At 48.2% G+C, this 24,855-nt stretch carries 22 protein-coding genes and 2 pseudogenes; 8 read left to right on the top strand and 16 right to left on the bottom strand.

Going from position 1 to position 24,855, the window contains the following annotated elements; translation table 11 throughout:
- Nucleotides 1-270 precede the first annotated feature (270 nt).
- Nucleotides 271-747 carry an IS630 family transposase gene (locus H4O27_RS07260; RefSeq protein WP_226883530.1) on the bottom strand — a complete coding sequence of 159 codons (477 nt, stop codon included), beginning with the start codon at nucleotides 745-747 and terminating at the stop codon, nucleotides 271-273.
- 37 nt (nucleotides 748-784) lie between these two features.
- Nucleotides 785-1,093, bottom strand: a complete 309-nt coding sequence (locus tag H4O27_RS07255; RefSeq protein ID WP_165010422.1) for an IS630 transposase-related protein — start codon at nucleotides 1,091-1,093, stop codon at nucleotides 785-787.
- A 141-nt stretch (nucleotides 1,094-1,234) separates the two neighbouring features.
- On the opposite strand from H4O27_RS07255, the gene H4O27_RS07250 reads away from it, so the two are divergent.
- A complete protein-coding gene (locus H4O27_RS07250; RefSeq protein WP_165010420.1) occupies nucleotides 1,235-1,795 on the top strand; it encodes a pseudouridine synthase in 561 nt (186 codons plus the stop codon).
- Nucleotides 1,796-1,992: 197 nt separating this feature from the next.
- Here the strand turns inward: H4O27_RS07250 and H4O27_RS07245 are convergent, their stop codons facing one another.
- From H4O27_RS07245 to H4O27_RS07215, 7 genes are all read right to left on the bottom strand, one after another.
- Nucleotides 1,993-2,796, bottom strand: coding sequence for a DUF4198 domain-containing protein (locus H4O27_RS07245; RefSeq protein WP_165010418.1), 804 nt, complete (start codon nucleotides 2,794-2,796; stop codon nucleotides 1,993-1,995).
- A gap of 141 nt (nucleotides 2,797-2,937) precedes the next feature.
- Nucleotides 2,938-3,255, bottom strand: coding sequence for a DUF2322 family protein (locus H4O27_RS07240; RefSeq protein WP_165010416.1), 318 nt, complete (start codon nucleotides 3,253-3,255; stop codon nucleotides 2,938-2,940).
- An 84-nt stretch (nucleotides 3,256-3,339) separates the two neighbouring features.
- Nucleotides 3,340-3,966, bottom strand: a complete 627-nt coding sequence (gene upp / locus H4O27_RS07235) for a uracil phosphoribosyltransferase (RefSeq protein WP_165010414.1) — start codon at nucleotides 3,964-3,966, stop codon at nucleotides 3,340-3,342.
- A gap of 119 nt (nucleotides 3,967-4,085) precedes the next feature.
- Nucleotides 4,086-4,394 (bottom strand): Grx4 family monothiol glutaredoxin, encoded by a 309-nt coding sequence (gene grxD / locus H4O27_RS07230; protein ID WP_165010412.1) that lies wholly within the window; start codon nucleotides 4,392-4,394, stop codon nucleotides 4,086-4,088.
- A 175-nt stretch (nucleotides 4,395-4,569) separates the two neighbouring features.
- Nucleotides 4,570-5,826, bottom strand: a complete 1,257-nt coding sequence (locus H4O27_RS07225; RefSeq protein ID WP_165010410.1) for an RsmB/NOP family class I SAM-dependent RNA methyltransferase — start codon at nucleotides 5,824-5,826, stop codon at nucleotides 4,570-4,572.
- 105 nt (nucleotides 5,827-5,931) lie between these two features.
- Nucleotides 5,932-6,786, bottom strand: a complete 855-nt coding sequence (locus tag H4O27_RS07220) for a DUF1853 family protein (RefSeq protein ID WP_165010408.1) — start codon at nucleotides 6,784-6,786, stop codon at nucleotides 5,932-5,934.
- A 46-nt stretch (nucleotides 6,787-6,832) separates the two neighbouring features.
- Nucleotides 6,833-7,639: an RNA methyltransferase gene (locus H4O27_RS07215; protein ID WP_165010406.1), complete on the bottom strand. Its 807-nt coding sequence runs from the start codon at nucleotides 7,637-7,639 to the stop codon at nucleotides 6,833-6,835.
- 195 nt (nucleotides 7,640-7,834) lie between these two features.
- On the opposite strand from H4O27_RS07215, the gene H4O27_RS07210 reads away from it, so the two are divergent.
- The 4 genes from H4O27_RS07210 (at nucleotide 7,835) to H4O27_RS07195 (ending at nucleotide 13,756) form a co-directional block, all read left to right on the top strand.
- Nucleotides 7,835-8,620, top strand: coding sequence for an inositol monophosphatase family protein (locus H4O27_RS07210; protein ID WP_165010404.1), 786 nt, complete (start codon nucleotides 7,835-7,837; stop codon nucleotides 8,618-8,620).
- 322 nt (nucleotides 8,621-8,942) lie between these two features.
- Nucleotides 8,943-10,202, top strand: coding sequence for a TolC family protein (locus H4O27_RS07205; protein ID WP_371865593.1), 1,260 nt, complete (start codon nucleotides 8,943-8,945; stop codon nucleotides 10,200-10,202).
- Between the two features lie 38 nt (nucleotides 10,203-10,240).
- Nucleotides 10,241-12,457: a type I secretion system permease/ATPase gene (locus H4O27_RS07200; protein ID WP_226883375.1), complete on the top strand. Its 2,217-nt coding sequence runs from the start codon at nucleotides 10,241-10,243 to the stop codon at nucleotides 12,455-12,457.
- A 69-nt stretch (nucleotides 12,458-12,526) separates the two neighbouring features.
- Nucleotides 12,527-13,756 carry an HlyD family type I secretion periplasmic adaptor subunit gene (locus tag H4O27_RS07195; protein ID WP_165010402.1) on the top strand — a complete coding sequence of 410 codons (1,230 nt, stop codon included), beginning with the start codon at nucleotides 12,527-12,529 and terminating at the stop codon, nucleotides 13,754-13,756.
- A gap of 55 nt (nucleotides 13,757-13,811) precedes the next feature.
- Here the strand turns inward: H4O27_RS07195 and glnD are convergent, their stop codons facing one another.
- The 7 genes and pseudogenes from glnD to gatC all read right to left on the bottom strand — a co-directional run bounded on the left by glnD (nucleotide 13,812) and on the right by gatC (nucleotide 22,191).
- The gene (gene glnD, locus H4O27_RS07190) at nucleotides 13,812-16,373 is read right to left on the bottom strand and encodes a [protein-PII] uridylyltransferase (RefSeq protein ID WP_165010400.1); all 2,562 of its coding nucleotides are present in this window, start codon (nucleotides 16,371-16,373) and stop codon (nucleotides 13,812-13,814) included.
- 33 nt (nucleotides 16,374-16,406) lie between these two features.
- Nucleotides 16,407-16,694: a helix-turn-helix domain-containing protein gene (locus H4O27_RS07185; protein WP_165010398.1), complete on the bottom strand. Its 288-nt coding sequence runs from the start codon at nucleotides 16,692-16,694 to the stop codon at nucleotides 16,407-16,409.
- Nucleotides 16,695-17,099: 405 nt separating this feature from the next.
- A pseudogene (locus H4O27_RS13595) lies at nucleotides 17,100-18,087 on the bottom strand (2Fe-2S iron-sulfur cluster-binding protein).
- A gap of 81 nt (nucleotides 18,088-18,168) precedes the next feature.
- Nucleotides 18,169-19,599, bottom strand: coding sequence for an Asp-tRNA(Asn)/Glu-tRNA(Gln) amidotransferase subunit GatB (gene gatB / locus H4O27_RS07175; protein ID WP_165010396.1), 1,431 nt, complete (start codon nucleotides 19,597-19,599; stop codon nucleotides 18,169-18,171).
- Between the two features lie 83 nt (nucleotides 19,600-19,682).
- Nucleotides 19,683-20,385: pseudogene (locus H4O27_RS13590) on the bottom strand (DUF535 family protein).
- A complete protein-coding gene (gene gatA / locus H4O27_RS07165) occupies nucleotides 20,385-21,830 on the bottom strand; it encodes an Asp-tRNA(Asn)/Glu-tRNA(Gln) amidotransferase subunit GatA (protein WP_165010394.1) in 1,446 nt (481 codons plus the stop codon). The pseudogene H4O27_RS13590 and the gene gatA overlap by 1 nt, the downstream one beginning before the upstream one ends.
- 70 nt (nucleotides 21,831-21,900) lie before the next feature.
- Entirely contained in the window at nucleotides 21,901-22,191 is a 291-nt protein-coding gene (gene gatC, locus H4O27_RS07160; protein WP_165010392.1) for an Asp-tRNA(Asn)/Glu-tRNA(Gln) amidotransferase subunit GatC, read from the bottom strand.
- Between the two features lie 234 nt (nucleotides 22,192-22,425).
- Here gatC and H4O27_RS07155 point away from each other — a divergent pair, with 234 nt between their 5' ends.
- From H4O27_RS07155 to mreD, 3 genes are read left to right on the top strand one after another with little or no spacing between them, the layout of a single operon-like run.
- Entirely contained in the window at nucleotides 22,426-23,466 is a 1,041-nt protein-coding gene (locus tag H4O27_RS07155; RefSeq protein ID WP_165010390.1) for a rod shape-determining protein, read from the top strand.
- A gap of 21 nt (nucleotides 23,467-23,487) precedes the next feature.
- On the top strand, nucleotides 23,488-24,339 hold the full coding sequence (gene mreC, locus H4O27_RS07150) for a rod shape-determining protein MreC (protein ID WP_165010388.1): 852 nt from the start codon (nucleotides 23,488-23,490) through the stop codon (nucleotides 24,337-24,339).
- Nucleotides 24,340-24,345: 6 nt separating this feature from the next.
- Entirely contained in the window at nucleotides 24,346-24,849 is a 504-nt protein-coding gene (gene mreD / locus H4O27_RS07145; protein ID WP_165010386.1) for a rod shape-determining protein MreD, read from the top strand.
- The last annotated feature ends 6 nt before the right edge of the window (nucleotides 24,850-24,855 follow it).

Genomic DNA, 24,855 nt, shown 5'->3' with positions numbered 1-24,855 from the left:
GTATCTGTTTCGGCAATACTGATAAATCCGCGATGATTGCCATAGTATACTTCCTAATCGGTATGCCATTTGGTATGCCGTGAATTGAAAGATTTGTTTTAGAGAGGATTGAATTAATACTTCATTATCATATTGGATATTATTTAATTTATTCTATCATCAATTAAGTGATGTTTGGATTAATTAATGGCGGCTCTTACTCTGCCAAGAATAAACAAAACCCACTGATTTATCAGCGGGTTTTGTTTTGTTATAGTCAATCTCATGAATTTAAATAACACTCCTAAACAACTCATCCACAGACACCCCCCCAAGTTTTCTCCGTCTCGCCTTTAACCAAGCCCATTTCTTTTCGATGGGATTCAGGCCGGGGCTGTAAGGCGGCATCCATAGGACGCTATGCCCCTTTTCCTTCAGCAAGGCTTCTGCCTTACCCTTATGAAACGCCGCATTGTCCATCACCACCACACTCTCGGGCGGCAGTTGCGGGATCAGTAACTGTTCGATCCAAGTGTCGAATATCCTGCTGTTGATGGAACAGTCAAACAAACCGACCGCAAACAGTTGATTATCATACAGCGCACCGATGGCATTAGTCTGATTACGTCCCTGCCAGTCATGGGTATCAATACACCGTCTGCCTTTTGGGGCATAACCGTAAGGACGGTGGACGGAAGCTCTGAATCCGCTTTCGTCCAACCAAACAATCGGACGTTCTTTCAGTTGGAAACGGTGTCTGAGTCTGATAAAGCGTTTTCTGAGCCGAACATCTGCTTTGGGGTGTTTATTGGTCTTTTTTTCGGCTGATTCCGTATCTTTTCAATGCCTGGTGAATGCCGTTGGTCGAGCAGTTGAGCCGTTGTGCCCGTTCGTAGCAATAGGCATCGGGGTATTGTTCGACGTCTCTAAGCAGTGCTTCTTTGGTAATTTTGAGGGGTTTTCTGTCTTTGGGATAGCCTTTGGGAATGGGATTCTTTTTCCATTTGAACACGGTATCGCTGCCGATGCCGAGCTCTTTGGCTACTTGACGGATGGAGAGGCCTTGGGCGAGTTTGGCTAAGGCGAGTTGGCGAAAGTCTGTTGAATAGGTCATGGGGGAGATTGTAATTTATATTTGGGGGATTGACTATATTTGCAGATTTGTCGTGTTATTTGATATGATGATTGGCGTAAACATGTTGGATTTGCTTGCAGCTGCGACTCGAATACCCATATCAAGACTGAGGCCGTCTGAATGAATGATTTGATTGTTTTAAACAAACCTTATGGCGTGATTTGCCAGTTTTCGCCGCATGAAAAGCACCAATGCTTGAAAGATTATGTCGAGCAACCGGGCTTTTATCCGGCAGGGCGTTTGGATACGGATAGTGAAGGTTTGTTGTTGCTGACGAATAACGGGCGTTTGCAGGCACGGATTGCAGATCCGAAGTTTAAGCAGGAAAAAACCTATTGGGTGCAGGTGGAGGGTGTGCCCGATGAGGCGAAACTGGATTTGTTGCATCGTGGTGTGGATTTGGGTGATTTTGTGACGCGTCCGGCTAAGGTGCGCGTGTTGGCAGGGGAAGAGGCGGATAAACTGTGGCTGCGTCAACCACCGGTTCGGATGCGTAAAACGGTGCCGGATTTTTGGCTGGAAATTAAAATTGCCGAAGGTAAGAACCGCCAAGTACGGCGGATGACGGCGAAGCTTGGTTATCCTTGTTTGCGTTTGGTGCGGGTGGCTATTGGGCACTTGAACATTTTTGAACTGGATTTGGCCTTAGGAGAATGGCGGTTTGCGCCGCATCAGCCTTGAGTGCTTATGATAAAAGGCCGTCTGAATGTTCAGACGGCCTTTGACGTTTGCAATGTATTGTCGTTTGTTTCAGCAATTTATAGATGTATAGTGAATCCACTTTAAAATAGTAGGGCGTTGGTTCGCCTAGCCGTATTATCTATACTGTCTTCGGCTCACCGCCTTGTCCTGTTTTAAAAGTGAATCCACTATATAAATCAGTGGTGCGTATGACCGATTTGGAAAGTAAGCGTGGTGTAGTTGGACTCTTTTTCGCAAACTTTTTGGTCGCGGAAGTCGGTTTTGTGCTCAACATTAACTTTCCAGAAACCTTGGCGCAACGGGATAATGTCCACTTCGCCTTTGTCGTTGGTCACGTCATAAAATGCTTGCGCTTCTACTTTGTGGGTTTTGCTGCGGTCGCTGTTGTCAAAGCCGTCGAAGGTTGCGGTTACCGGATGGTTGGCCAATGGCTCGCCACGGTATAACACGCGCACTTTGAAGCGCTCGCCAACGTGAATGTTGGCCGGGTTGTCGAGCGGTACGATTTCTAAGTTTTGGCCGACTTGTTTGGTGATGACGGCGGTGTCTGCGCTTTCATGGCCAACGTTGACGATGTTTTTGCCGTACATGCGGCTTTCTTCGCAATAGGTGGCATCAGTCATTTCGGTTTTGTTGGTGCGCTTCCAACCGGCGGCGTTTTTCGACCAGAAAGTCGGCTGGTATTCGGCAATCACCAAATAGCTGCCGTCTTTAACCGGGCGGTTGCTGCGGTATTGGTAGTTGAATTGGCCTTTTTGAATCAGATTTTCTTTGCCTTTTTCGGTAACCAGTTGCAATGGTTTGAAAATGTTAAGCCGGTCTTTGGCAATTGGCTCTAATTCTGGAAATTCGCCGTAGCCCAATTCGGCAGTCAGGTATTCGCCGCCGTGGGTGTGTGCGGTCTCAACCCATACACGGTGGGCGTGTGCGGCGGTAGACAGAAACAATGCGGAAGTAATCAGTAAAATAGATTTTTTCATGATGGCTGTTTTCTAAAAGTAGGTGGGTCAATTAAAATTGATGAGTTATGGTATAACATATTTAAAATAATGTAAACGATTTTGTTATGGGGTAGCAAAATGCCGTCTGAAATCAATTTCAGGCGGCATTTTTATCTTCAATTAAGCTTGTAACGGTTTCAATTGATAAACCAAGTTTCCGGCTTTCACTTCAAACAGCAAATCAATGTTAGGGTGCTTGCCCGGATTGGCTTCGGCATCGGCCACGTGCTCGGCAAACAATGCCAAACCGCGTTCGGCTGCGTTGGCATTTAATTGGTTATCGAATTCTTGTGCCAGCGCATGATAGAGTTTTAATGAACCGAGCTTGCCCGGTGCGGCAGGAATATGGTGAATGGTTTCGCCTTGCCCGTTATTAACGTCTAGGCCGCTTAAGTGGTCGATTGCAGGCATGGCAGCCAGATTGTCTTGAAAGCTCATGATGTTCCTTAATTTGATGTAGTAAAGAAATGGGAAACAGGCCGTCTGAAAAACATCAGCTTTCAGACGGCCTGTTTATTTGAATCATCGCGTACCGAAAATCTTATCGCCGGCATCACCCAAGCCGGGGATGATGTAGCCGTCTTCGTTCAGATGACTGTCGAGAGCGGCGGTGTAGATGGTGACATCAGGGTGCGCATCATTGACGGTTTTCACGCCTTCGGGGGCGGCGACCAATACCAAGGCTTTGATGTTTTTGCAGCCTTTGGCTTTCAGCAAATCAATGGTGGCGACCATCGATCCGCCGGTGGCCAACATGGGGTCGATAATCAAGGCGGGGCGCTCGTCCATGCTGTCGACGAATTTTTCAAAATAGGAAACCGGTTTTAAGGTTTCTTCGTTGCGTTGCAGGCCGACTACGCTGATTTTGGCGGTGGGAATCAAATCCAACACGCCGTCCAACATGCCCAAACCGGCACGCAAAATCGGCACCACGGTCAAGGTTTTGCCTTTGATGCGGTCGCCTTCGATACGGCCGCACCAGCCGTCGATGATGTATTTTTCCATGGCGAAATCGCGGCTGGCTTCGTAGGCCATCAGGCGGGCAAGTTCGGTGGCGAGTGTGCGGAATTTATAGGTGCTGCATTCTGCTTCGCGCATCAGGGTTAATTTGTGTTTGACCAAGGGATGGTCGATGACGGTCACATTCATTGCTTCTACTCGATGTCTGGTAAAGTTGGCTTATTATACTTTTTTTTAGGTGTCGCGCAAACTGTGTAAACCATGCAAAAGGCCGTCTGAACAGGGTTTCAGACGGCCTTTGCCAACAATTAGGCTTTTAGTGCTTCTTCTAATTCGCCGGCTTCGAACATTTCCATCATGATATCGGAGCCGCCGACAAATTCACCGTTAACATACAGTTGCGGAATGGTCGGCCAGTCGCTGTATTCTTTAATGCCTTGGCGTACTTCGTCGTTTTCCAACACGTTAACCGTTACATAATCGGTGCAGTTAACCGCGTTCAAAATTTGCACGGCGCGTGATGAAAAGCCGCATTGTGGAAATTGTTTGGTGCCTTTCATAAACAAGACAACACGGTGGGTGGTGACAACTTCTTTGATTTGATCATGAATGCTCATGTGTGATTCCTTTAAAACAATCGGAGTGATTCGGTTTGAACGCCATCATTATACGCAAGTTGCGGGAATTTAAAATGACTCTTTTGCCGCAACGGTAAGTAAATAAGGCGTAAAAGATGAAATTCAAGCAAAGGCCGTCTGAAAAACAAAGCTTGTATTTTCAGACGGCCTATTGTTATTTCCGCTGCAAAACCGCTGCAAAGAAACCGTCGGTATGGTGAACCGCAGAATCCATGCGCAGGTATTTGCCGGTGTTTAAATCCACTTTGGCGGCGGCGAGCAATTCGCTGCTGTCGAGCAATTCAAACTCCGGGTTTTCAGCCAAGAAATGCTTGACCTGATGCTCGTTTTCTTCCGGCAAAATACTGCAAGTGGCATACACCAGGCGGCCTTTCGGTTTCACCAGTTTGGCGGCGGCCGTGAGGATGCTGTGTTGCTGTTCCAACAGGTTGGACACGGTTTCCGGCGATTGGCGGTATTTCAAATCGGGGTTGCGGCGCAGCGTGCCCAAGCCCGAACAAGGCGCATCGACCAATACGCGGTCGGCTTTGCCGGTGAGACGGGCGATGCGGCTGTCGCGTTCGCTACTGATGCGCTCGGGATTGATGTTGGTCAGGCCGGCGCGGGTCATGCGTGGCTTGAGGTTGGCCAAGCGTTTTTCGGCGATGTCGAAGGCATAGATGCGGCCTTTGTTCGCCATTTGCGCCCCAATCGCCAAGGTTTTACCGCCTGCGCCGGCACAAAAATCGACAACGATTTCACCGCGTTTGGCGCCGACCAGTAAAGCCAGCAATTGGCTGCCTTCGTCTTGCACTTCAACCGATCCGTCAAGGAATAATTCGTGTTTGTTCAAGGCGATTTTGTTCTTCAAACGGATGCCCCACGGTGAAAACGGCGTGGCTTCGGCATCCGGCTCTTCGGCTTGCAAGGCGGCCAAGACTTTGCCGCGCTTGTTTTTCAAGGTGTTTACGCGCAAATCCAGTGGCGCAGGGTGGTTGATGCTGCGGCCGAAAGCGAGAATTTCTTTGTTGCTGTAATGGGTTTGCAATTGCGCAATCAGCCACTCCGGTAATTCGGCGGCGGTATGCAGGCCGTCTGAAAACTCGGCTTTGCGTGCTTTCAGATGACTGAGAAACCCGGTTTCTTCTTCATTGAGTAAATCTTGGATTTTGCCGATGTTAACGCTGCGGCCAAGCACCAATGCCGCCAATGCGGCTTTGCGCGGCTGTGCATGTGGGCGGCGCAACACGGCGGCAATTTTTTGATAATGGCGCAAGGCGGCGAAGGCGGTTTCGGCAATTTCGTGGCGGTCTTGGCGGCCGAGTTTTTTGTGTTCGCGGAAGTAGGCAGACAAAACGGCATCGGCAGGCTGTTTGAAAGTCAGCATGTCGGCCAGTAACGCGGCGGTGTGTTCGAGTTGAATCGGTGTCATGGATAGGTTTGCTTTAAATCATAGAATAGGCCGATTATACGGGATTTTCAGATGGCTTGAAGACGATGCCGCCTGAAAAATAAGCCAGGCAGCGGATTGGGCGGGTTACACCCCTTTCATGATGCGCAATATTTCGTGCCAATAGCCGTCGGGGCGAAGCTCGAGTACGGCGACTAAACCGCTGTCGATTTGGCGGACGGCTTGGGCATTCAAGGTTTCCGCTTCGGTCACTCGGGCAGGCGCGAGACAGGCTGTGCGGTCAAGCAGGCAATAGCGGATATCGGTGCGGCTGAAATCGTATTCGCTCCAATCGGTCAGATACACACCGCGCCAAGAATAAGGATTCATCGGTGCTTGAAAATCAGCGAAGCCTTCGGTAAAAAAGCCGATGCCGCGTACGATTGAAGCCGGCTGTAAATCGCCGGGCAATTGGTGTTGCTGCAAGGTTTTGAGGCCGTCTGAAAATTTCAGCAGCATCAGTTGCTGCGGTAATTTGTTGGCTTTGCCGGCCAAGCGGTCTTGCCGGTTTAAACCGCATAAATCATCAAATTTCCCACTTGCGCTGCCGTAATATTTACACGTTAATTCAATATGATAAGCCTTTCCGTTGAGCTTGGCGATAAAATCCGCCGCGCCGATGGTAAGGCCGTTCGAAATCACTTGCAGGTTTTGCGCCAATAATTCGGCATGTGGCGCATGGCTGAACCAAAATGCCAGCAAATGCTCGGCGTATAAACCCAAACGGCGGCCAAACGGGGCGTGTCGCGCCAGATAATCGGTAAGTGGCTGTGGATTTCGGTCGAGCGAAAGCAGGTAGCGGAAACCGTGTTCGCCCAGCAATTCGCGCACCGGTAACTCTGCGCCGCTGTGCCACAGGGGCGGGGCGGTGAGTAAGGTTGCCAACTCGCGTACAGGACGGCCGGTGAGTTGCCACCATAAGGCATCAAGGGCGTAATTCATAGCATCTTTGGGTTTCAGACAGCCTCAATCAGGCCGTCTGAAAAAATTAATCTTTTAAATGTTGTTTTAAGGTATTGAAAAAGCCACGCAAAATATCGATGTCTTCTGTTTGTGTGTTGGCACGGCCGAACAGGCTTTGCATGCGGCGCATCAGGCGTGCGCTGTTGCGGCGTTTGAAAAAGTCCACATCATGCATTAATGATTCCATGTGCGACACCATGCCTTTGATTTGCTCGTGAGTGGCGGCATGGTCTTCTTGCTGCAAATGCGTCATCGGAACATCGGTTTGGCTGAAAATTTCGTAACACACTACTTGTACGGCTTGGGCAAGATTCAGTGAGAAATAATCAGGATTGCCGTTGATAGTCATCAAGCGGTTGCAGGCTTGCACTTCTTCAATCGACAGGCCGAAGGTTTCGTTGCCGAATACCAAGGCTACTTCTTCGCCGTCGGCCGCGGCTTGCAATAATTCGGGTACCAACTGACGTGGAGTTTGCAGCGGTGCGGTAATTTCGCGGCGGCGGCTGGTGAGCGCGCAACTGATGGTGGTATCGGCCAGGGCTTCGTCCAAAGTGGCGGCAATTTTGGCATTGGCCAATACATCCGCCGCACCTGACGCCAGTGTGAAGCTTTCTTCCGGTAACTGAAAATTTTGCGGATTTTGCGGATCGAAGACGGGCGGATGTTCCGTCATCGGCGTGGCCATCAGGTTGGGCGCGACAATGGTGAGCTTGTGCAAACCCATGGTTTTCATTGCGCGTGCGGCCGAACCGATGTTGGCCGGATGGCTGGTGCGTGTGAGAATGATGTGGATGTGGTTTAAATAGTCGGGCAGGGCGGGTTTGGCAATCATGTTTGTTTCGGTTTCAAAGCTAATCGGTTATAATGCAGCATACTTCCATTTCTTTCAGACGGCCTTTATCAAAAATAGGCCGTCTGAAAATATGAAACGTTCTTTAACAACATTGGAAACGTGAAAACGTTGCGCTTGGTGCGTGTGCGGTTGCTACGCGTCAGGCGGTATTGTACCTTATTTAGAAAGAAACCCATGAATCCGATTTTAAATACTGCCTTTAAAGCCGCCCGTCGTGCCGGCCAGATGATGACCCGTGCCGGCGGCAATCTGGATACTGTCAAAATCGACAGCAAAGCCTTCAACGATTTTGTTTCCAATGTTGATCGTGAATCGGAAATGATTCTGGTGGAAGCGCTCAAAGAAGCCTACCCGCATCACAAAATTACCTGCGAAGAAACCGGTTCTCACGGTAAAGACAATGCCGAATACGAATGGATTATCGATCCTTTGGACGGTACTACTAATTTCCTGCACGGTCATCCCCAATATGCGATTTCTATGGCGCTGCTGCACAAAGGTGTGTTGCAAGAAGCTTTGGTTTACGCACCCGAGCGCAATGATTTGTATATGGCATCGCGCGGCAAAGGCGCATTGCTGAATGACCGCCGTATCCGTGTTTCCGGCCGCATCGAGTTAAACCGTTGCTTGATTGGTACAGGTTTTCCGGTGGTTGATCAGGGCGTGATGGACAAATACTTGGTTATTTTGAAAGATTTCTTGTCGAAAACCGCAGGCGGTCGTCGTGAAGGTGCAGCTGCATTGGATTTGTGCGCCGTGGCTTGCGGCCGTTTGGACGGTTTCTTTGAATTTAACTTGAAGCCTTGGGATATTGCTGCCGGTGCATTGATTGTGCAAGAAGCAGGCGGCATTGTGACCGACATGAAGGGCAACGAGAACTGGTTGGAAACCGGTGACGTGGTGGCCGGTAATCCGAAAGTGTTGGCGCAAATGTTGCAGATTATCGCTGCACATCAATAAGTTAGGTTGATTGCAAGAGGCCGTTTCAGACGGCCTCTTGTTTTGTATGATTTGTACTGCATTATCACTCGATAAATGGTTATTTGTTGGTTCTGACTGTAAATAAATAATCACTTCGCTGACAGTATAAAAAAATGTGTACTTTTGGTAGCTTATCGATACCTTTTATCTGAGAAATGATGAGAAATGTTAAATATGATGATATGCTGCGAACATTAACAGGCTGCCAACCAATTAAATTACAAGAATTTCTTAGCCCATAACAAACACATATACGGATACACTTGTTGTGAATCATATACAAACCCCATTTCCCCGTCTCATGCCGTTCAGCGCCCGCCAATCGGGGTTTCTGAAAAAAATCTCTTTATTCTCGATTGTCTGCGTGATGTCTGCGCAAACTGTTTCTGCGCACGATCTTAAAGATATTCTAAAAGCCTCCATGCTTTCCGATCCGACTGTGTTGGAAGCGAAAGCCACTGAAGAATCTGCGAAAAGCACCACCAAAGCCACCCGTGCCGGTCATTATCCGATATTGACCTTGACCGGTGTTCAAGTATTAGCTGAAAAAAACAAAGACCGAAGCGATGACATGGACGGCGGCTTGGGTATGCGCGGTACGCTCAATCTCTATTCTTGGGGCGGTATCGAAGCGGCTGTGCGCCGTGATAAAAGCAAAGAGAAATACTACAAACACAAATATTTTGAAACCCAAGAGCAATTGGGTAGGGAAGTGGGGAAACTATACCTGACTGCTTTACGCGCTAAGGAAATGTTGCTGGTCAATCAGCAAAGCTTGGTTCGTCACAATAACCTTTTGAAAGATTTGAATGTTATTGCGAAATATGACAGCGGCCGCCGTTCAGAACTGATTGAGGCCAGAGCGCGACAATTGCAAGTGGAAACCACCATTTCGCAACAACGCCGCACTATGGAGTTGGCATTGAGCCGTTTGTCGCGCTATACCGGCAAAAAAATGACAGAGGCCGATTTGAGCGACCCATTCCGCAGCGATACGTCGACCAGCTTGGTGCAAACCTATCACAATCCGGATAAAAACATTAATCCGTCTTATCAGGCGCAAATTGCCGAGCAAGAGAGCGTGGAAGCTGAGTTGGATGTTTCCAAATCCCAACGCCTGCCTGCCATCAATTTGGAAGGCAATGCCACCAAAGAAACCAAGCAACTTTATTTAAATGTGGCTTGGAATGTGTTGGATATTGCTGCCCGCCACAATGTGCAGAAAAATGCACATGCTTTGATTGCGGCTGAATCTAAATCCGAACAAATCCTCCGTGATATCAACGAAAAGGCACAAACCGCTGAAATCGACATGAGACAAAGCGAACAGCGTGCCGAAATTACATCGCAACACATTGCCGCGCAAAAAGATGTGGTGAAAACTTACGAGCTGCAATTCCGAATCGCCCGCCGTACCTTGACCGATGTATTGGGCGCCTACACCGAATTATCGCGAATCGAGCAGGAAAACATCACTGCGCACAACGATTTCCGTGACGCCGCTTTGGAATACCTGGTCACACAGTCGCAAGTGGCCAACTGGGCCGGTGTACAGCAATAACATCAGAAAACTTATCATCATTACGTGAATCCATCATCATGAAAGCTATTATTGAACATGTTGCATTAGTTACCCGCTTATTAGGGGCTCCTGTGTCGGAAGCAGCGCTCTCGGCAGAGGTTGTGCGGGATAAAAAACTGAATGCCAACTATCACTCTCTCACCGAAGTCTTGCGTAGCCACGGTTTTGAAAATACCTTATCAAAACGCAATTTGGAAGACATTCCGTCTTTGGCCGCGCCTGTGCTGATTATTCTGCACAACGAAGAAGCAGCCGTGATTACCCAAATCAAAGGTGCGGGTAAGGTGCGTAAATACCACATCCGCCAAGTGGACGGCTTGGAACAAGAGCTGGATCACGAGCAATTATCGGTGCTGTATTTGGGCTATTGCTGGTTTATTAAGCCGAAAATGGTGTCGGATACCCGCTCGGAGCTGCCGGAATACCATCTGCCTAAAGCATGGTTTTGGAAGGTGATTTGGCGTTTCCGTGGTTATTACTATCAAGTAATTTTGGCAACGTTCATCATCAACTTCTTGGCTTTGGTCAGCTCTTTATATGTGATGAACGTTTACGACCGCGTGATTCCAAACCAAGCTTATGAAACTTTATGGGTATTGAGTATTGGTGTGGTGTTAGCGATTACGTTTGAATTTGCCGCTAAAATGATCCGTGGTCACTTGACTGATATTGCCGGTAAAAAAGCCGACTTAATCATCAGCTCAGCCTTGTTCCGCCGTGTGATGGCTTTGCGTCTGGCTGAGCGTCCGGCTTCTTCGGGTTCGTATGCGAATAACTTGCGCGAATTTGAATCGGTACGCGAATTTATGACCAGCGCCAGCTTGTTGACTTTGGTCGATTTGCCGTTTTTATTGCTGTTTATCACCGTAATCGGTATCGTCGGCGGTAAATTGGCTTTGGTGCCTTTGACCATCATTCCGATTGTGATTATCGTCGGCTTTTTGGTGCAACGCCCGCTGTCACGCCACATCAATGAATCGATGAAAGAAGGTTCGCAACGTTCGGGCTTGGCCGTTGAAGCCATCGAAGGCATTGAAACACTCAAAACCAACAATGCGACTTCATGGGCGCAACAACGTTGGGACGAATACACTGCCAAAACTTCAGCTTCTGCGATTAAAGTTAAAGATACCAGCAATTTTATGGTTAACTTTGCCGTGGGCATGCAGCAATTAAATACCGTATTCTTGGTGTTGGTGGGTACTTATCTGATTCATGCGGAAAATACTGCCGACCGTATCACCATGGGTGCACTGATTGCTTCGGTGATTTTATCAGGTCGTGCCTTGGCGCCATTGGCACAAATTGCCGGTTTGGCAACCCGCTTCCAGCAAGCAAAATTAGCATTGCAGGGTATTAATGAAATTGTTGAACGTCCGATTGAACGTAGCCCGGAACGTAAATATATCACTTTGGATAATGTTCAAGGCGCGATTACTTTTGAAAATGTATCGTTTAAATATCAAGACGATGCCAATGCAGCAGTAAGCGATTTGCGTGTCACGATCAAACCGGGTGAGAAAGTCGGTATTTTGGGCCGTATCGGTAGCGGTAAGAGTACCATGTTGAAATTGGCCAGCGGCCTTTACGATACAGATAGAGGCAATGTGACCTTAGATGGCGTAGATATGCGCCAATTGGATCCTAATTTCCTGCGTAATCAAGTAGTTTTATTGAGTCAAGCGCCGCGCTTGTTTTTGGGTACTTTGCGTGAGAACATGGATTTGGCGCGTACCGATGGCTATTCTACCGACCAGGATTTACTGAATGCTTTAAAACGTTTCGGCTTGGATAAAATTATCCGCAGCCACCCGCGCGGTTTGGATATGCCTTTAGGTGAAGACGGCTTAGGCTTGTCAGGCGGCCAAAAACAAATTATTGCTTTGGCGCGTATGACATTGCGTAATCCGAAAGTGGTTTTATTGGATGAGCCGACCACCAGCCTTGACCAAGCCACCGAGCGGATGGCGTTGAATGCGATTGCGCAATGGGGCAAAGACCGCACTATGGTTTTGGTAACACACCGCCCGCAAGTATTACAAATCGTTAACCGCATTATTGTCATGGACAACGGCAAAGTAGTGATGGACGGTCCGCGTGATTTGGTCTTGCAAAACCTGATGCAAAACGAACAAAACAAAAACAAAGCGGTGCAAAAAGGCAATAATACACAGGCACGCCAAGCAACTCCCAATGTTCAAGTAACGGCGCAGGCTTCGGCCAATCAGTCGTAAAGACCGGTTCACATAATAAAAAGGTTTCAGACGGCCTTTAATAAAAACACCCAATTGAGGTTTATCATTATGAGTAGTGAAAACAACGTCAAACATAAGGATTTGCATTTAATCAACGATTTGAATGCGGCCTTGCAAAAAGAAAAACACAGCGGGCAATTTTGGGTCATTATCCTGTTTTTTCTGTTTCTTGTGGTCTTCGTGATTTGGGCTTATAACAGCCCGATTGAAGAAGTCACCCGCGGTAACGGCAATGTGATTCCAAGCAGCCGAGAGCAAGTGATTCAAAGTTTGGATCCGGGCATCATTACCGAAATTTCGGTTAAAGAAGGCGATATTGTTGAAAAAGGCCAAATTCTGCTGAAATTAGACGATACACGCAGTTCGGCTGTATTGCGCGAAAGTGAAGCCAAAGTAGCCAACTTGGAAGCCATGGTGGCACGTTTGAAAGCAGAAGCCTACAACACAGCGTTGACCTTTCCAAAAGGCATCAGCAACGAATTGCGCGCGCGTGAACAGGCTGCTTACAATGCCCGCCGCCGTGCTGTGACCGATGCGATTCAAAGCCTCAGCTTGAGTAAAGCAACGTTGGATAAAGAAATCAAAATCACTGCTCCGATGGTAGCGCAAGGCGTGGTTTCGGAAGTGGAATTGTTGCGCATGCAGCGCCAATCCAGCGAACTGACTTTGCAAATTGCCGAGCGCCGCAACCGCTATATGGCCGATGCCAATAATGAATTGGTGCAGGCAGAGTCGGAATTGGCTCAGGCCAAAGAAAATACGGCTATGCGTGCCGACCCGGTAGAGCGTTCGCAAATCCGTGCGCCGATGCGCGGTATCGTGAAAGACATCCAAATTAATACCGTTGGCGGTGTGGTGAATGTGGGGCAAGACATCATGCAAATCGTACCTTTAGACGACAAATTGCTGGTAGAAGCCTATATCCGTCCGCAAGACGTAGCCTTTATGAGCCCGGGGTTGCCGGCCGTGGTGAAAATCAGTGCATATGATTATGCCATTTACGGCGGTTTGGATGGTAAAGTGACCTTAATCAGCCCGGATACCGTAAGTAATTCCATGCAAAACCGTGCCAATGATTTGAAGCTTGATCCGAACCAAGTGTATTATCGTATTTTGGTACAAACCGACAGCAACAGCTTGAGGGACAAGAACGGTAAAGAAATGCCGATTATTCCGGGTATGGTGGCAACGGTTGACGTGAAAACCGGTGAAAAAACCGTATTCCAATACTTAATCAAACCAATTACCCGCATGAAACAGGCTTTAAGCGAACGTTAATGGTTAATGTGACAAAGGCCGTCTGAAAATATTTTCAGACGGCCTTTGTTTACTTTCAAATCGTTAATTGCGCTAACAATGCCTGTTTGAGTGCGAATTGTTTTTTCGGGTTATCCAAGTCTTCGCTATACACGGTGAAGCTGTCTTCAATGCGCTCGTCCAAGGTGGTGATTTTGGCATAACGCAAGCTGACGTTGTGGTTAAAGAACACATCAGCCATGTCGGCCAACAGGTAAGCACGGTTGACGGCCACCACTTCCACGGTAAACCAGCCCGGATAATCTTCTTCCTGCGTGATGGTGACGCGTGGCGGGATCGCCATATACAGACTGCGGCGGCTTAAGCGGTAATCGTATTTTTGGTTTTCCAATACCGTGTAGCCGTGGATAAAGCTGTTTAATTCCGCTTCTAATGCGCTTTGAATATTCGGATAGTAATCCGGGTCGTGTTGCGACGGAATTTGTACGATAAAGGTGTCGAGAATGTAGTTGTGCTCGGTAATGAATACGCGTGCGGCCAGAATATCAAACCCGTGACGGCTGAAAATACGACATAAGCGCGGGAAAAGCCGCGGGCCGTTGGGCATGAAAATCATTACTTGGAACGAATCGCTTTTCGGCAGAATCCGGCTGCGAATCAGCGGCGTTTCGAAATCGTGCACCAAATTGGCGGTGTGCCACAACACTTCGCGTGTCTGATGGCGGATAAAATAAGCCGAACCCAATACTTTCCACAATTTTTGCTGCTGCTTTTCCGGCGTACCGGTGCGGGTAAGCAATGTGGCAGCTTTTTGCTGGCGACGGCTTAACAGCGTGGTGGTGGTGTAGCTGTCGCCTGCCAAATAGCGGCTACTGGCGTGGAACAGGCTTTCCAATAAGCTGCTGCGCCATGTGTTCCAGAGCTTCGGATTGGTACCGCGGATGTCGGCCATGGTGAGCAGATACAGCGCGCATAAACGTTCGTAGGTTTGTACTTGCTCGCAGAAGGCCCGGATGATTTCAGGGTCTTGGATGTCTTCTTTTTGTGCGACGGTGGACATCAGTAAATGATGCTCGACTAACCACGCGAGTAATTTGCCTTCTTCTTTGGTGAGAAAATGGTCGTCTGAAAATTGTTTGGCATCTTCAATGCCTTGAATCGAATGGTCACCGCCGCGCCCTTTGGCAATATCATGGAAGAAAGCGGCCAGATAGAGAATGTCTTTTCTGTCATAAGACTGCATCAGTGCCGATGCGAAAGGGTGTTCATGGCTGTGGTTATCTAAAGCCAAGCGGCGCATATTGTGTACTACAGCCAAGATATGATCGTCCACCGGATAAACATGGAACAAATCATGCTGCATCAGACCGACGATTTTTTCCCATGCCGGCAGATAATGACCGAGCACGCCGTATAAATTCAAGAAACGCAAAACATGGGTTAGGCCGTTGCCATTGCGGAAAAAGCCGACAAAATAATGGCGGTTGGCCGGATTTTGGTAAAACTTGCGGTTCATCTTACGCGTTGCCGCCCACCATGCACGCAAGGTTTGCGGTTCGATGGCATTGATGTCGTTGTGGTTTTGCCAGATTTGGATAATTTTGAAAATGTTGGCCGGCTGTTTGGCAAAAATAGATTTGTCGCGGGCGGCAATTTGGTTGTTGACCTGTACATAATCATCATCGATGCGCAAAGTTACCCGCATGGGATCAGAATAAACCCGGCCTTGCAGCATTGGCAGTAAAATGCCGTTTAGCTGGTTAATGCTTTTTACCGCGCGGTAGAAATTGTGCATTAATTGTTCGGTTTTTTGGCGGTAGCTCTTGTTTACCCAGCCCATATTTTCGGCCACTTGGGCTTGCAAGTCGAAAATCAGGCGGTCTTCTGCGCGTTTGGCGCATAAGTGCAGATGGATGCGGATGGTGGAAAGCTGCTTGTAGCCCTGCGTTAACATACAGGCTTCCAAGCGGGTCAAAATGCCTTCGCGAATCAGAGAAGAAGGGCGAGTGTTGAGCCCTTGTGCCTTGGCAAGCCAAAGCATGGTATGAATGTCGCGTAAACCGCCGGCGCAGGTTTTGATATTGGGCTCCAATACCGCCCCCGAACCTTGTGACTTGGTGTGACGTTGCTTCATCTCCAGCAGCTTGGCTTCGATAAAAGTGGAAACATCACGCTGTTTATTCATGCAGGCGATCATGCGCTGCGCCAAATCTCCGTTGCCACATAAAAAACGTGCTTCTAAAAAGGCAGTGTCACCGGTAATTTCGTCTTCAATACTTTCGCACAATTGGCCAATGCTGCCGCTTTTTACCGATGGCATCAGCTTAATATCCCATAAGGTTTGCACAAATTGGGTAATCTTTTCTTTGTGGCCGTCTGAAATGTCTTCCGCCGATACAATCGCCAAATCAATATCGGAATAGGGGTAGAGCTCATTGCGGCCATAGCCGCCGATTGCCAGCAGGCTCATGCCACTGCCGGCCATGAAATATTGCCAAAGTTGCTGCAAAAGCTTATCGACAGCAGCACCATATTGGGCAAAAAAAGTCATGGGCTGTTTTTTGCGTAAAAAAGCATCGATGGCATGTTGTTTTTCCGTCAAAAAACATTCACGTATGGTTTGGGTATCGGCAAGCATGGTTTTCCTTAAGGCAAAGGCATTTCAGACGGCCTATTGATTGGTATTCGACATGAGATTCAATAATTGTTGCGGCGGCAACAGCAATTGATAGGCAGATACGCCTAAAGCTGAAGCCATTTTTTCAATATTGGAAAGGGCGATATTCCATCGTTTGCGCTCTACCGCGGAAACGTAAGTCCGATCAAGACCGCACCGGCGGGCGAGTTCTTCTTGTGACCAGCCTTTATTGACACGAAACAGCCGCATATTGTAAGCAAGCACGGCGCGCAAATCGTTTTCATCGGGCAATTCGGTTGGCGGGGTAAGTTTGTTGCTCATGGGCTTATCCTTTGTATTTGTTATCACGGATTTTAATTCACATTTTCACAGAATAAAAGTCAAAAAAAAAGGGGTGGCAAACATGGCCACACCCAAACACACACACATCAAGAGGAAAGAGATAAAAGGTAATGAAAGCAAGCGGCTTCGGCATTGTCGGCCTCTGCCTGAATTCAATGAGTGGATTATAGATGAAAATCATTTTTCGGTTTTGATTCAAATCAAGTTCGTCTTTCTTTTCTAATAAAATAGGTTTGAAAAAGAATTCCCCCCATTTAAATGCAAATAAAATGAAATATTAAAAATTTAATAAATAATAATTTTAAAATATTGGAATTTTATCGGTTAAATGCTAGCTTCATTGAATGAAAATACTTTCGATGATTTTTTATAAGGTGCCGTATTTCAGACGGGTTGGGTGAAAGCATCCGAATAAAATGCATCTTTAGGTAAACTGCATTGGGGGTGAATTAGGTAAACTGTATTGGGGGTGAATAAAGAGGAGGTATTTTCAATCATGGCCGGTGCGCCACAGGCATAGGCTTCGTATCCGATCAAATCCGGATAATCGTGTGCGGCGATATCTTGCACATAGCCGTAATCGCCTTGCCAATCTGGTGTTGAGGCACTCAATACCGGCGTAAAACGTGAATTGTTCAGACGGCCTAGATGGTCTTGGCCTTCGTTCAAAGCATACAAATCTTTTATTTCAAGCACACCCTAATATAAATGCTCGGCACGTTGGCTTTGCTGGCGAATAAGCTCGACCGACATGCTGCGTACCGTAGCAAAGCCGGTGCGGTGGCTAAGAAAATAATCGGTTTGATGCTGTCTTTTTGCAGGACAAATGTCCCGGCGGTTCTTTGATGCGGACGATACTTTTTCTTTTAATGCAGTCGGTTGCATAAAAATCATATTGTTGCACATGCCACGCTCACGGCGGAGGATGTGTAGATCGATAAAGCCGGTCTTGTCAGGAGCGTTGGCAATTAAGTAGTTGCGCACAATATTGCCGGGAGGCAGTATGTTCGGATGAAAATGAAAAGGCGTAAGTTTTGGGCAATCCTAAGCGCAAGGCGGATGCGCGGGCAGGCAAGGTTTTGACCTTTTGCACGTTAGGATTGTAGCCATCGATATAAATAGTGAGATCGACCCGTGCGGTAGCGCAACAAAGCAAAATTTTTCCCTGTGATTTTTTGAGCCGATAAGAATTTTGCCGAATGCCCGCTCATGGTCATTTCGCCGCTGATTACAGCGGCTTTGCATTTACCGCAAATGCCGTTTTTACAGGAATGGGTAAATTGAGATTTTGACGCGTGACGGCGATTAAAACGGTTTCGTTGGTGGAAACATGGAAATGAGTTTCTTTACCAAGGGTAACGGTGTGGCTTATGGTGCATTTCATAATCAAGGCCGTCTGAAAGTGATTTTTCAGACGGCCCGGGTTGATTTAAAAATCAGATTAGGCGTGGCATTAAGCCAATTTTGCTTTAATCAAATCCTGCACCTGAGCCGGATTGGCTTTGCCTTTGCTGGCTTTCATCACTTGGCCGACGATGGCATTTAAGGCTTTTTCGTTGCCGGATTTGAATTGCTCAATCGCTTTGGCATTGTTGGCCAATACTTCATCAACCATCGCTTCAATGGCGCCGGTGTCAGTGACTTGCACCAAATCGTGTTTTTTAATGATTTGCTCAATAGATGCTTCAGGCTCTACCCACATTGCTTCAAAGGCTTTTTTCGCTAGTTTACTGCTTAAAGTGCCGTCTGAAATTTTCGCCACTAAGCTGGCCAAACGCGTTGCATTAATCGGGCTGTCGGCCAATTCGAGGCCGGCTTTGTTCAACGTAGCGGCTAATTCGCCGTTCATCCAATTGGCTACCAGCTTACCTTGTGCTTTATCGCTTGCCGCTGATTCAAAATAAGCGGCTTGGTTGCGGGAAGCGGTCAGCAAACGGGCATCGTATTCGCTCACGCCGTACTCCGCAACGAAACGCGAGGCCATTTCCGACGGCAATTCGGGCATATCTTCTTTGGCTTTTTGCAATTGCTCATCTGAAATTATCACCGGCAACAAATCAGGGTCGGGGAAGTAACGGTAGTCGTGGGCATCTTCTTTCAAACGCATCACGCGGGTTTCGCCTTTTTCCGGGTCAAACAGCATGGTCGCTTGCTGAACCTTGCCGCCATCTTCGATGATTTCGATTTGGGCTTCTACTTCGTAATTGATGGCCGCTTCCAAAAAGCGGAATGAATTCAAATTTTTAATTTCGCGGCGCGTACCGAATTCTGCTTGGCCTTTCGGACGCACGGATACGTTGGCATCGATGCGGAATGAGCCTTCGGCCATATTGCCGTCACAAATATCCAACCAAGTTACCAAGCCGTGCAAAGCTTTGGCATAGGTAACCGCTTCGGCAGCGGAACGCATTTCCGGTTCGGAAACCACTTCCAGCAGCGGCGTACCGGCGCGGTTTAAGTCGATGCCCGTGGCACCGTCCAAACCTTCATGTACCGATTTACCCGCATCTTCTTCCATGTGCGCACGGGTCACATTGATGGTTTTCACTTCCTCGCCGACCACGATTTCTAATTTGCCGTGCTCCACAATCGGCAAATCCAACTGGCTGATTTGATAGCCTTTTGGCAAATCGGGGTAGAAATAGTTTTTGCGGTCGAACACGTTTTTCTGATTGATTTTCGCATTCAGTGCCAAGCCCAGCTTGATGGCTTTATCCACCACTTCCCGGTTCATTACCGGCAACACGCCCGGCAAGGCGCATTCCACCACGCTCGCATGGGCATTCGGCTCGGCACCGAAAGCAGCCGAAGCGCCGCTGAAAATTTTCGATTTTGTGTTTAATTGGACGTGGATTTCCAGTCCGATTACGGTTTCCCAAGTCATAGGATTCTCTCAATAATTTGGTTATTTTTAGCAGATCTGAGTCAAGTTGGTTCATCAAAGAAAGGTCGTGTTATCGCTATTCTTTAATTGGTTTGCAGGCATATTGCAGTATCGGCAAACAGTTTATCCAACATTTCATAGTGTTTTCGATACATCGATCGTTTCTTGCTTTCGATTTCCGTCAATTCTTTGTACGTCGGTATGGTCGGTAAATGCCAATAGCCATCATCATGCAGTTTGGCATCGGCATTTTGCCAAAACACATCGTAATTCATTTGCCCCGTTTTTTTAAACGCCGGCGCATCTTGGCCTGATCTGCCTGCGAAATTCCGGCAATGTTTTCCGGCGACAAGCAATCGGCTAAGTATTGCAGCGCAGTAACGACTAAATTTTGCGGACGCAGGCCATAAAGCTTTTTCGTCAGCTTCCTGACCAAGTCTTTTGCATGTTTACCGGCAGGGCTTTCTTGAACAGAGCCAATCATCAAGCGGTTATCGATAAAGGTAAAAGACCAAATAACGTGCGTGCCGCTTTTAAGTCGTCTGTCATGACGACAGCCGCTGTTTGCCGTTGAAACGTTTGTTCATATACGCATGAATCAGCGGATAAGCATTTTAGGAACGGTTTCTAAAAAAATTTTGGCAGCTTTCAGAAGTGTTCACAAACGTTTCAAATGCTTTGATGTTGTTGCGGGCACAGGCAGCGCAGCGTAAATTTTAAATGCTGGAGCTTGTTAGACGCAAAATTATAAACATCGGGGAAAGAGGGAAAAGTAAACTTATTCATTACAATGGTTTTTGGCTATGCCAATCACTATTTTGCTGCATTTGGTTAGCGACGCCCAAGATTTTCGCTTCGGTAAAGTAATTACCAATCAATTGCACACCAATCGGCAGGCCGTCCGAACTGAAACCGGCGGGCAGCGTTAAGCCCGGCAAACCGGCGAGGTTCACGGCGATGGTGTAGATGTCGCTCAAATAGGTTTCCACAGGTGTGGCGTTGGCACCGAGCTTCGGAGCGGCGGTTGGGGCGGTTGGGGCGAGAATGATGTCGCATTGGGCAAAGGCCGTCTGAAAATCATTGGCCACCAAGCGGCGCAGTTTTTGCGCTTTGAGATAATAGGCATCGTAGTAGCCGTGGCTCAATACATAAGTGCCGATCATAATGCGGCGCTTCACTTCGCTGCCGAAACCTTCGGCGCGGGTGTTGCTGTACATTTCTTCTAAGTCGCCGAATTGGGCGGTACGGTGGCCGTAGCGTACGCCATCGTAGCGTGACAGGTTGGTGCTGGCTTCGGCAGATGTCAACACATAATAGGCCGGAATGGAAAGCTCCGTTTGCGGCAGGCTTACTTCTACCATTTCCGCGCCTTGTGCTTTCAATAAGCCGATGGTGTTTTGTAAGGCCGTCTGAACACCAGTGCTGTTGCCTTCGCCGAAATATTCTTTCGGTAGGCCGACTTTCAAGCCTTTTAACGGTCGGTTCAAGTCGCGGGTGTAGTCTTCTTTTTCACGTTCCAAACTGGTGGAATCCCGTTCGTCGAAACTTGCCATGGCGTTGAGCAGCAAGGCGCAGTCTTCGGCGGTTTGTGCCATCGGGCCGGCTTGGTCGAAGCTGGAAGCATAAGCCACCATGCCAAATCGGGAAACCAGGCCGTAGGTTGGTTTGATGCCGGTGATGCCGCAATGGGAAGCAGGTTGGCGGATGGAGCCGCCGGTATCGGAACCCAGTGCAGCAGGGGCTAAACGCGCTGCCACTACTGCTGCCGAGCCGCCTGATGAGCCGCCCGGTGCGTGTGACGTATTCCAAGGGTTTTGTGCGGTACCATAAAACGATGTTTCATTGGTCGAACCCATGGCAAATTCGTCCATATTGGTGCGGCCTAAGGTAACCATGCCTTCGTCGAGCAGGTTTTGCACCACGGTGGCGGTGTAAGGGGAAACAAAGGTATCGAGCATTTTCGACGAGCAGGCAGAACGCCAGCCTTGTTGGACAAAAATATCTTTATACGCAATCGGCACGCCGGTGAGCGCGGTGGCATTACCTGCGGCGATGCGGGCATCGGCGGCTTTGGCTTCGGCCAAGGTTAAGTTTTTATCTAAGGTAATGTAGCCGTTGATGGCCGGATTTTTGGCATCGATGTCGGCAAGATATTCCTGCGCAAGTTCGACGGCGGAAATTTGCTTGGCTTGCAGCAATTCGCTGGCTTGTTTTAAGGTATATTGAGGCATGATGGTTTCCGAATTTTGTGCTTCAGACGACCTTTCGTTTGAAATTTATGCAGGCCGTCTGAAAATAAATTTATTCTTCGATGACTTGCGGTACGATGTATAAACGATTGCACACTTCAGGTGCAACGGCTTGGTATTCGGCAGCGTGGTCGCTTTCGGTCACGCGGTCTTCACGCAGGCGCAGGGCGGCTTCGTGCGGATGTGCCATTGGCTCGATACCATCGGTATCCACGTTTTGCATTTTTTCAACCATGGCGAAAATGTCATTTAATTCTTCTAAAGTTTGCGCTTGTTCTTCGTCGGTTAAACGCAGACGGGAAAGTTTGGCAATTTTTTCCACATCGTTTAAGGTTAAAGCCATAAAATGTCCTTGTCTGATAGCAAATCTAACCTTTATAGGGTATCATTGCGTTCATCTTCAATGAAATGAAGAATTATAACCGAAAACCCATCAGGGTGGCACGGTGATTTTAGGATGGCTTGGTTTTATTTATTAAATAATGGCAGGCCGTCTGAATTGTTGTGTCTGTGTATTCTGAGAAGATTGTTTAAAATAACACGTTAGGGGCGGTTGCCCGGGATTCCAGGTATTTTCATGTTTCGTTTTTTATCCCGTTTTCTGTCAAATGATATTGCCATCGACTTAGGTACGGCCAACACGCTGATTTATGTGCGTGACCGCGGTATCGTATTGGACGAACCGTCGATTGTGGCGGTACAAACCGGTCAGGCCAACGGCAAAGCCAAAATTTTGGCGGTCGGTACCGAAGCAAAAAAAATGCAGGGCCGTGCGCCGCGTAATATTGAGATTGTCCGCCCGATGAAAGACGGTGTGATTGCCGATTTTAATATTACCGAACGGATGCTGGGTTTACTGATTAAAAAAGCGACCGGCGACCGTATGGTGGTGCCGCCGCGTGTGGTGATTTGTGTGCCCGGCGGTTCGACCCAGGTAGAACGCAAAGCGATTCGTGATTCTGCATTTGCAGCAGGCGCATCCGGTGTGCATTTGATTGAAGAGCCAATGGCCGCGGCTTTGGGCGCGGGATTGCCGATTGAAGAAACCGCCGGCTCGATGATTGTCGATATTGGCGGCGGTACAACCGAAATCGGCATTTTGTCGCTTGGCGGGATGGCTTATTCGGATTCGGTACGTGCCGGCGGTGATGCGTTTGATGAAAGCATTGTTCATTATTTACGCCGTAAACGCGGTGTCTTGATTGGCGAAGCGACGGCGGAAGAATTGAAAAAGAAAATCGGCTCGGCGTTTGGCAATGATGATATGAGTGCTGTGCGTGTGAAAGGTCGTGATTTGGCGGAAGGGACACCGAAATCGATTGCGGTTGCCACGGATGAAGTTCGCGAAGCATTGAGCGAGCCGTTGAATCAAATTGTTCGCGCAGTGCGTTTGGCGCTGGAGCAAGCGCCTCCTGAACTGGCGGGCGACATTGCCGATCGCGGCATTATGTTGACCGGTGGCGGTGCGTTGCTCAAAGGCATCGATACTTTATTGGCCGATGCCACCGGTTTGCCGGTAGGTATCGCCGATGAACCTTTGAATTGCGTGGCTTACGGTGCAGGTAAGGCTTTGGACTATATCGGCAGATGGGATGCCGTTTTTGCTGAAAATCCTTAACCGTAAAGGTAAAGGGTGGGTATGAAACAATCTTCTTTACGGTTTGACGGCGACGATAATAGACGTAAGCCATTATTTAAATTGGCCGTTTATGTGGTGTTAGGCATCGCTTTGATGATGCTCGACAGCCATTTTGCCGCTGTTCAATCTATTCGCCAGCTAGGCGCGACTATGCTGTATCCGATACAGTGGCTGGCCAATCAACCTGTGCGTCTCTATCAATATGTCGGCAATCTGTCGCAATCCCAAGCCGATCTTCTGGAGCAAAACCGTATTTTGCAGGAAGAAAACGGCCGTCTGAAAATCCGTTTGCAACGGGATAAAGTCAATTTAAGCGAATTGAGCGAATTGAAAAAGCTTTACGGCTTGCAACAGCGCGGCATCAGCGATGTGATTGGTGCAGAAGTGATTTCCAATGGCAAAGATCCGCTTTCTGAAAAACTGATTATCAACAAAGGCAGCAGCAACGGCGTGAAGAACGGTGACGCGGTTATCGATACCGAAGGCTTAATCGGCCAGGTCACGCAAGTGCAGATGAAAAGCTCGGAAGTCAGTTTGTTGTCCAGCAGTAAGACTATTGTGCCGGTGGTGGTAGCGCGTACCGGCGAACGCAGCCTGCTTTACGGTAGCGGCAGCAAATTGGATTTACGTTATTTTCCGACGGCCTCTGATTTAAAGCCCAACGATGTTTTATTAACTTCAGGTTTGGATAGTGTGTATCCGGCCGGTATTCCGGTAGCAACGGTCAATCAAGTGGTGCGCGCTTTGGGAACGCCTTATTACGATACGACGCTTACGCCTTTTGCTGCGTTGCAGGGCAGTCGCTTTGTTTTGGTTTTGCCGCAACATGTTTACGCACCGACGGAACCTTAAATCATCATGAATGAATTTGACGATTCTTTCCACGCCATACCATTGAGTATGGTGGTGGTTACCTTTATTGTGGCGATGCTGCTGGATTTCATGCCGTTTCCTTTCGACGTGTTTTTCTGGTTACCGGAATTAACGGCTTTGATCTTGCTGTATTGGACCATGCAGCGGCCGCAGGCTGTCGGCATGGGCGTGGCTTTTGTGGTCGGGCTTTTGGCCGATATCGGTACTGCCGCTTCTTTGGGTTTGCATGCCTTGTCTTACACCGTGATGGTGTTTTTTGTATTGAGCTACCATCGCCAAATCATGCTCTACGGTCATGTGATGCAGATTCTGGCGGTGCTGGCGGCTTTGTTGTGCAATCAAGCCATGCTGGTTGTCGCGCGTTTGTTCTTAAACCGTCAAATCATTACTTGGCAAAGCTTCATTGCACCGTTTATCGGCGCGCTGCTTTGGCCTTTGCTCAGCCAATTGATGCTGATCCTGATCAATTTCAGCCGTTCCCGTCGATAAAATCAT

Source organism: Neisseria yangbaofengii (assembly GCF_014898075.1).
In the GTDB taxonomy this organism is placed as follows: Bacteria; Pseudomonadota; Gammaproteobacteria; order Burkholderiales; family Neisseriaceae; genus Neisseria; species Neisseria yangbaofengii.
Note: the sequence above shows the minus strand (reverse complement) of the source record. Positions and strands in the feature narration are given on the sequence as shown.

Bases quoted from the DNA above. Each gene is read 5' to 3' on its own strand.
- H4O27_RS07255 (WP_165010422.1), bottom strand. From the start codon at position 1,093: ATGACCTATTCAACAGACTTTCGCCAACTCGCCTTAGCCAAACTCGCC.
- H4O27_RS07250 (WP_165010420.1), top strand. From the start codon at position 1,235: ATGAATGATTTGATTGTTTTAAACAAACCTTATGGCGTGATTTGCCAG.
- H4O27_RS07245 (WP_165010418.1), bottom strand. From the start codon at position 2,796: ATGAAAAAATCTATTTTACTGATTACTTCCGCATTGTTTCTGTCTACC.
- H4O27_RS07240 (WP_165010416.1), bottom strand. From the start codon at position 3,255: ATGAGCTTTCAAGACAATCTGGCTGCCATGCCTGCAATCGACCACTTA.
- upp (WP_165010414.1), bottom strand. From the start codon at position 3,966: ATGAATGTGACCGTCATCGACCATCCCTTGGTCAAACACAAATTAACC.
- grxD (WP_165010412.1), bottom strand. From the start codon at position 4,394: ATGAGCATTCATGATCAAATCAAAGAAGTTGTCACCACCCACCGTGTT.
- H4O27_RS07225 (WP_165010410.1), bottom strand. From the start codon at position 5,826: ATGACACCGATTCAACTCGAACACACCGCCGCGTTACTGGCCGACATG.
- H4O27_RS07220 (WP_165010408.1), bottom strand. From the start codon at position 6,786: ATGAATTACGCCCTTGATGCCTTATGGTGGCAACTCACCGGCCGTCCT.
- H4O27_RS07215 (WP_165010406.1), bottom strand. From the start codon at position 7,639: ATGATTGCCAAACCCGCCCTGCCCGACTATTTAAACCACATCCACATC.
- H4O27_RS07210 (WP_165010404.1), top strand. From the start codon at position 7,835: ATGAATCCGATTTTAAATACTGCCTTTAAAGCCGCCCGTCGTGCCGGC.
- H4O27_RS07205 (WP_371865593.1), top strand. From the start codon at position 8,943: ATGCCGTTCAGCGCCCGCCAATCGGGGTTTCTGAAAAAAATCTCTTTA.
- H4O27_RS07200 (WP_226883375.1), top strand. From the start codon at position 10,241: ATGAAAGCTATTATTGAACATGTTGCATTAGTTACCCGCTTATTAGGG.
- H4O27_RS07195 (WP_165010402.1), top strand. From the start codon at position 12,527: ATGAGTAGTGAAAACAACGTCAAACATAAGGATTTGCATTTAATCAAC.
- glnD (WP_165010400.1), bottom strand. From the start codon at position 16,373: ATGCTTGCCGATACCCAAACCATACGTGAATGTTTTTTGACGGAAAAA.
- H4O27_RS07185 (WP_165010398.1), bottom strand. From the start codon at position 16,694: ATGAGCAACAAACTTACCCCGCCAACCGAATTGCCCGATGAAAACGAT.
- gatB (WP_165010396.1), bottom strand. From the start codon at position 19,599: ATGACTTGGGAAACCGTAATCGGACTGGAAATCCACGTCCAATTAAAC.
- gatA (WP_165010394.1), bottom strand. From the start codon at position 21,830: ATGCCTCAATATACCTTAAAACAAGCCAGCGAATTGCTGCAAGCCAAG.
- gatC (WP_165010392.1), bottom strand. From the start codon at position 22,191: ATGGCTTTAACCTTAAACGATGTGGAAAAAATTGCCAAACTTTCCCGT.
- H4O27_RS07155 (WP_165010390.1), top strand. From the start codon at position 22,426: ATGTTTCGTTTTTTATCCCGTTTTCTGTCAAATGATATTGCCATCGAC.
- mreC (WP_165010388.1), top strand. From the start codon at position 23,488: ATGAAACAATCTTCTTTACGGTTTGACGGCGACGATAATAGACGTAAG.
- mreD (WP_165010386.1), top strand. From the start codon at position 24,346: ATGAATGAATTTGACGATTCTTTCCACGCCATACCATTGAGTATGGTG.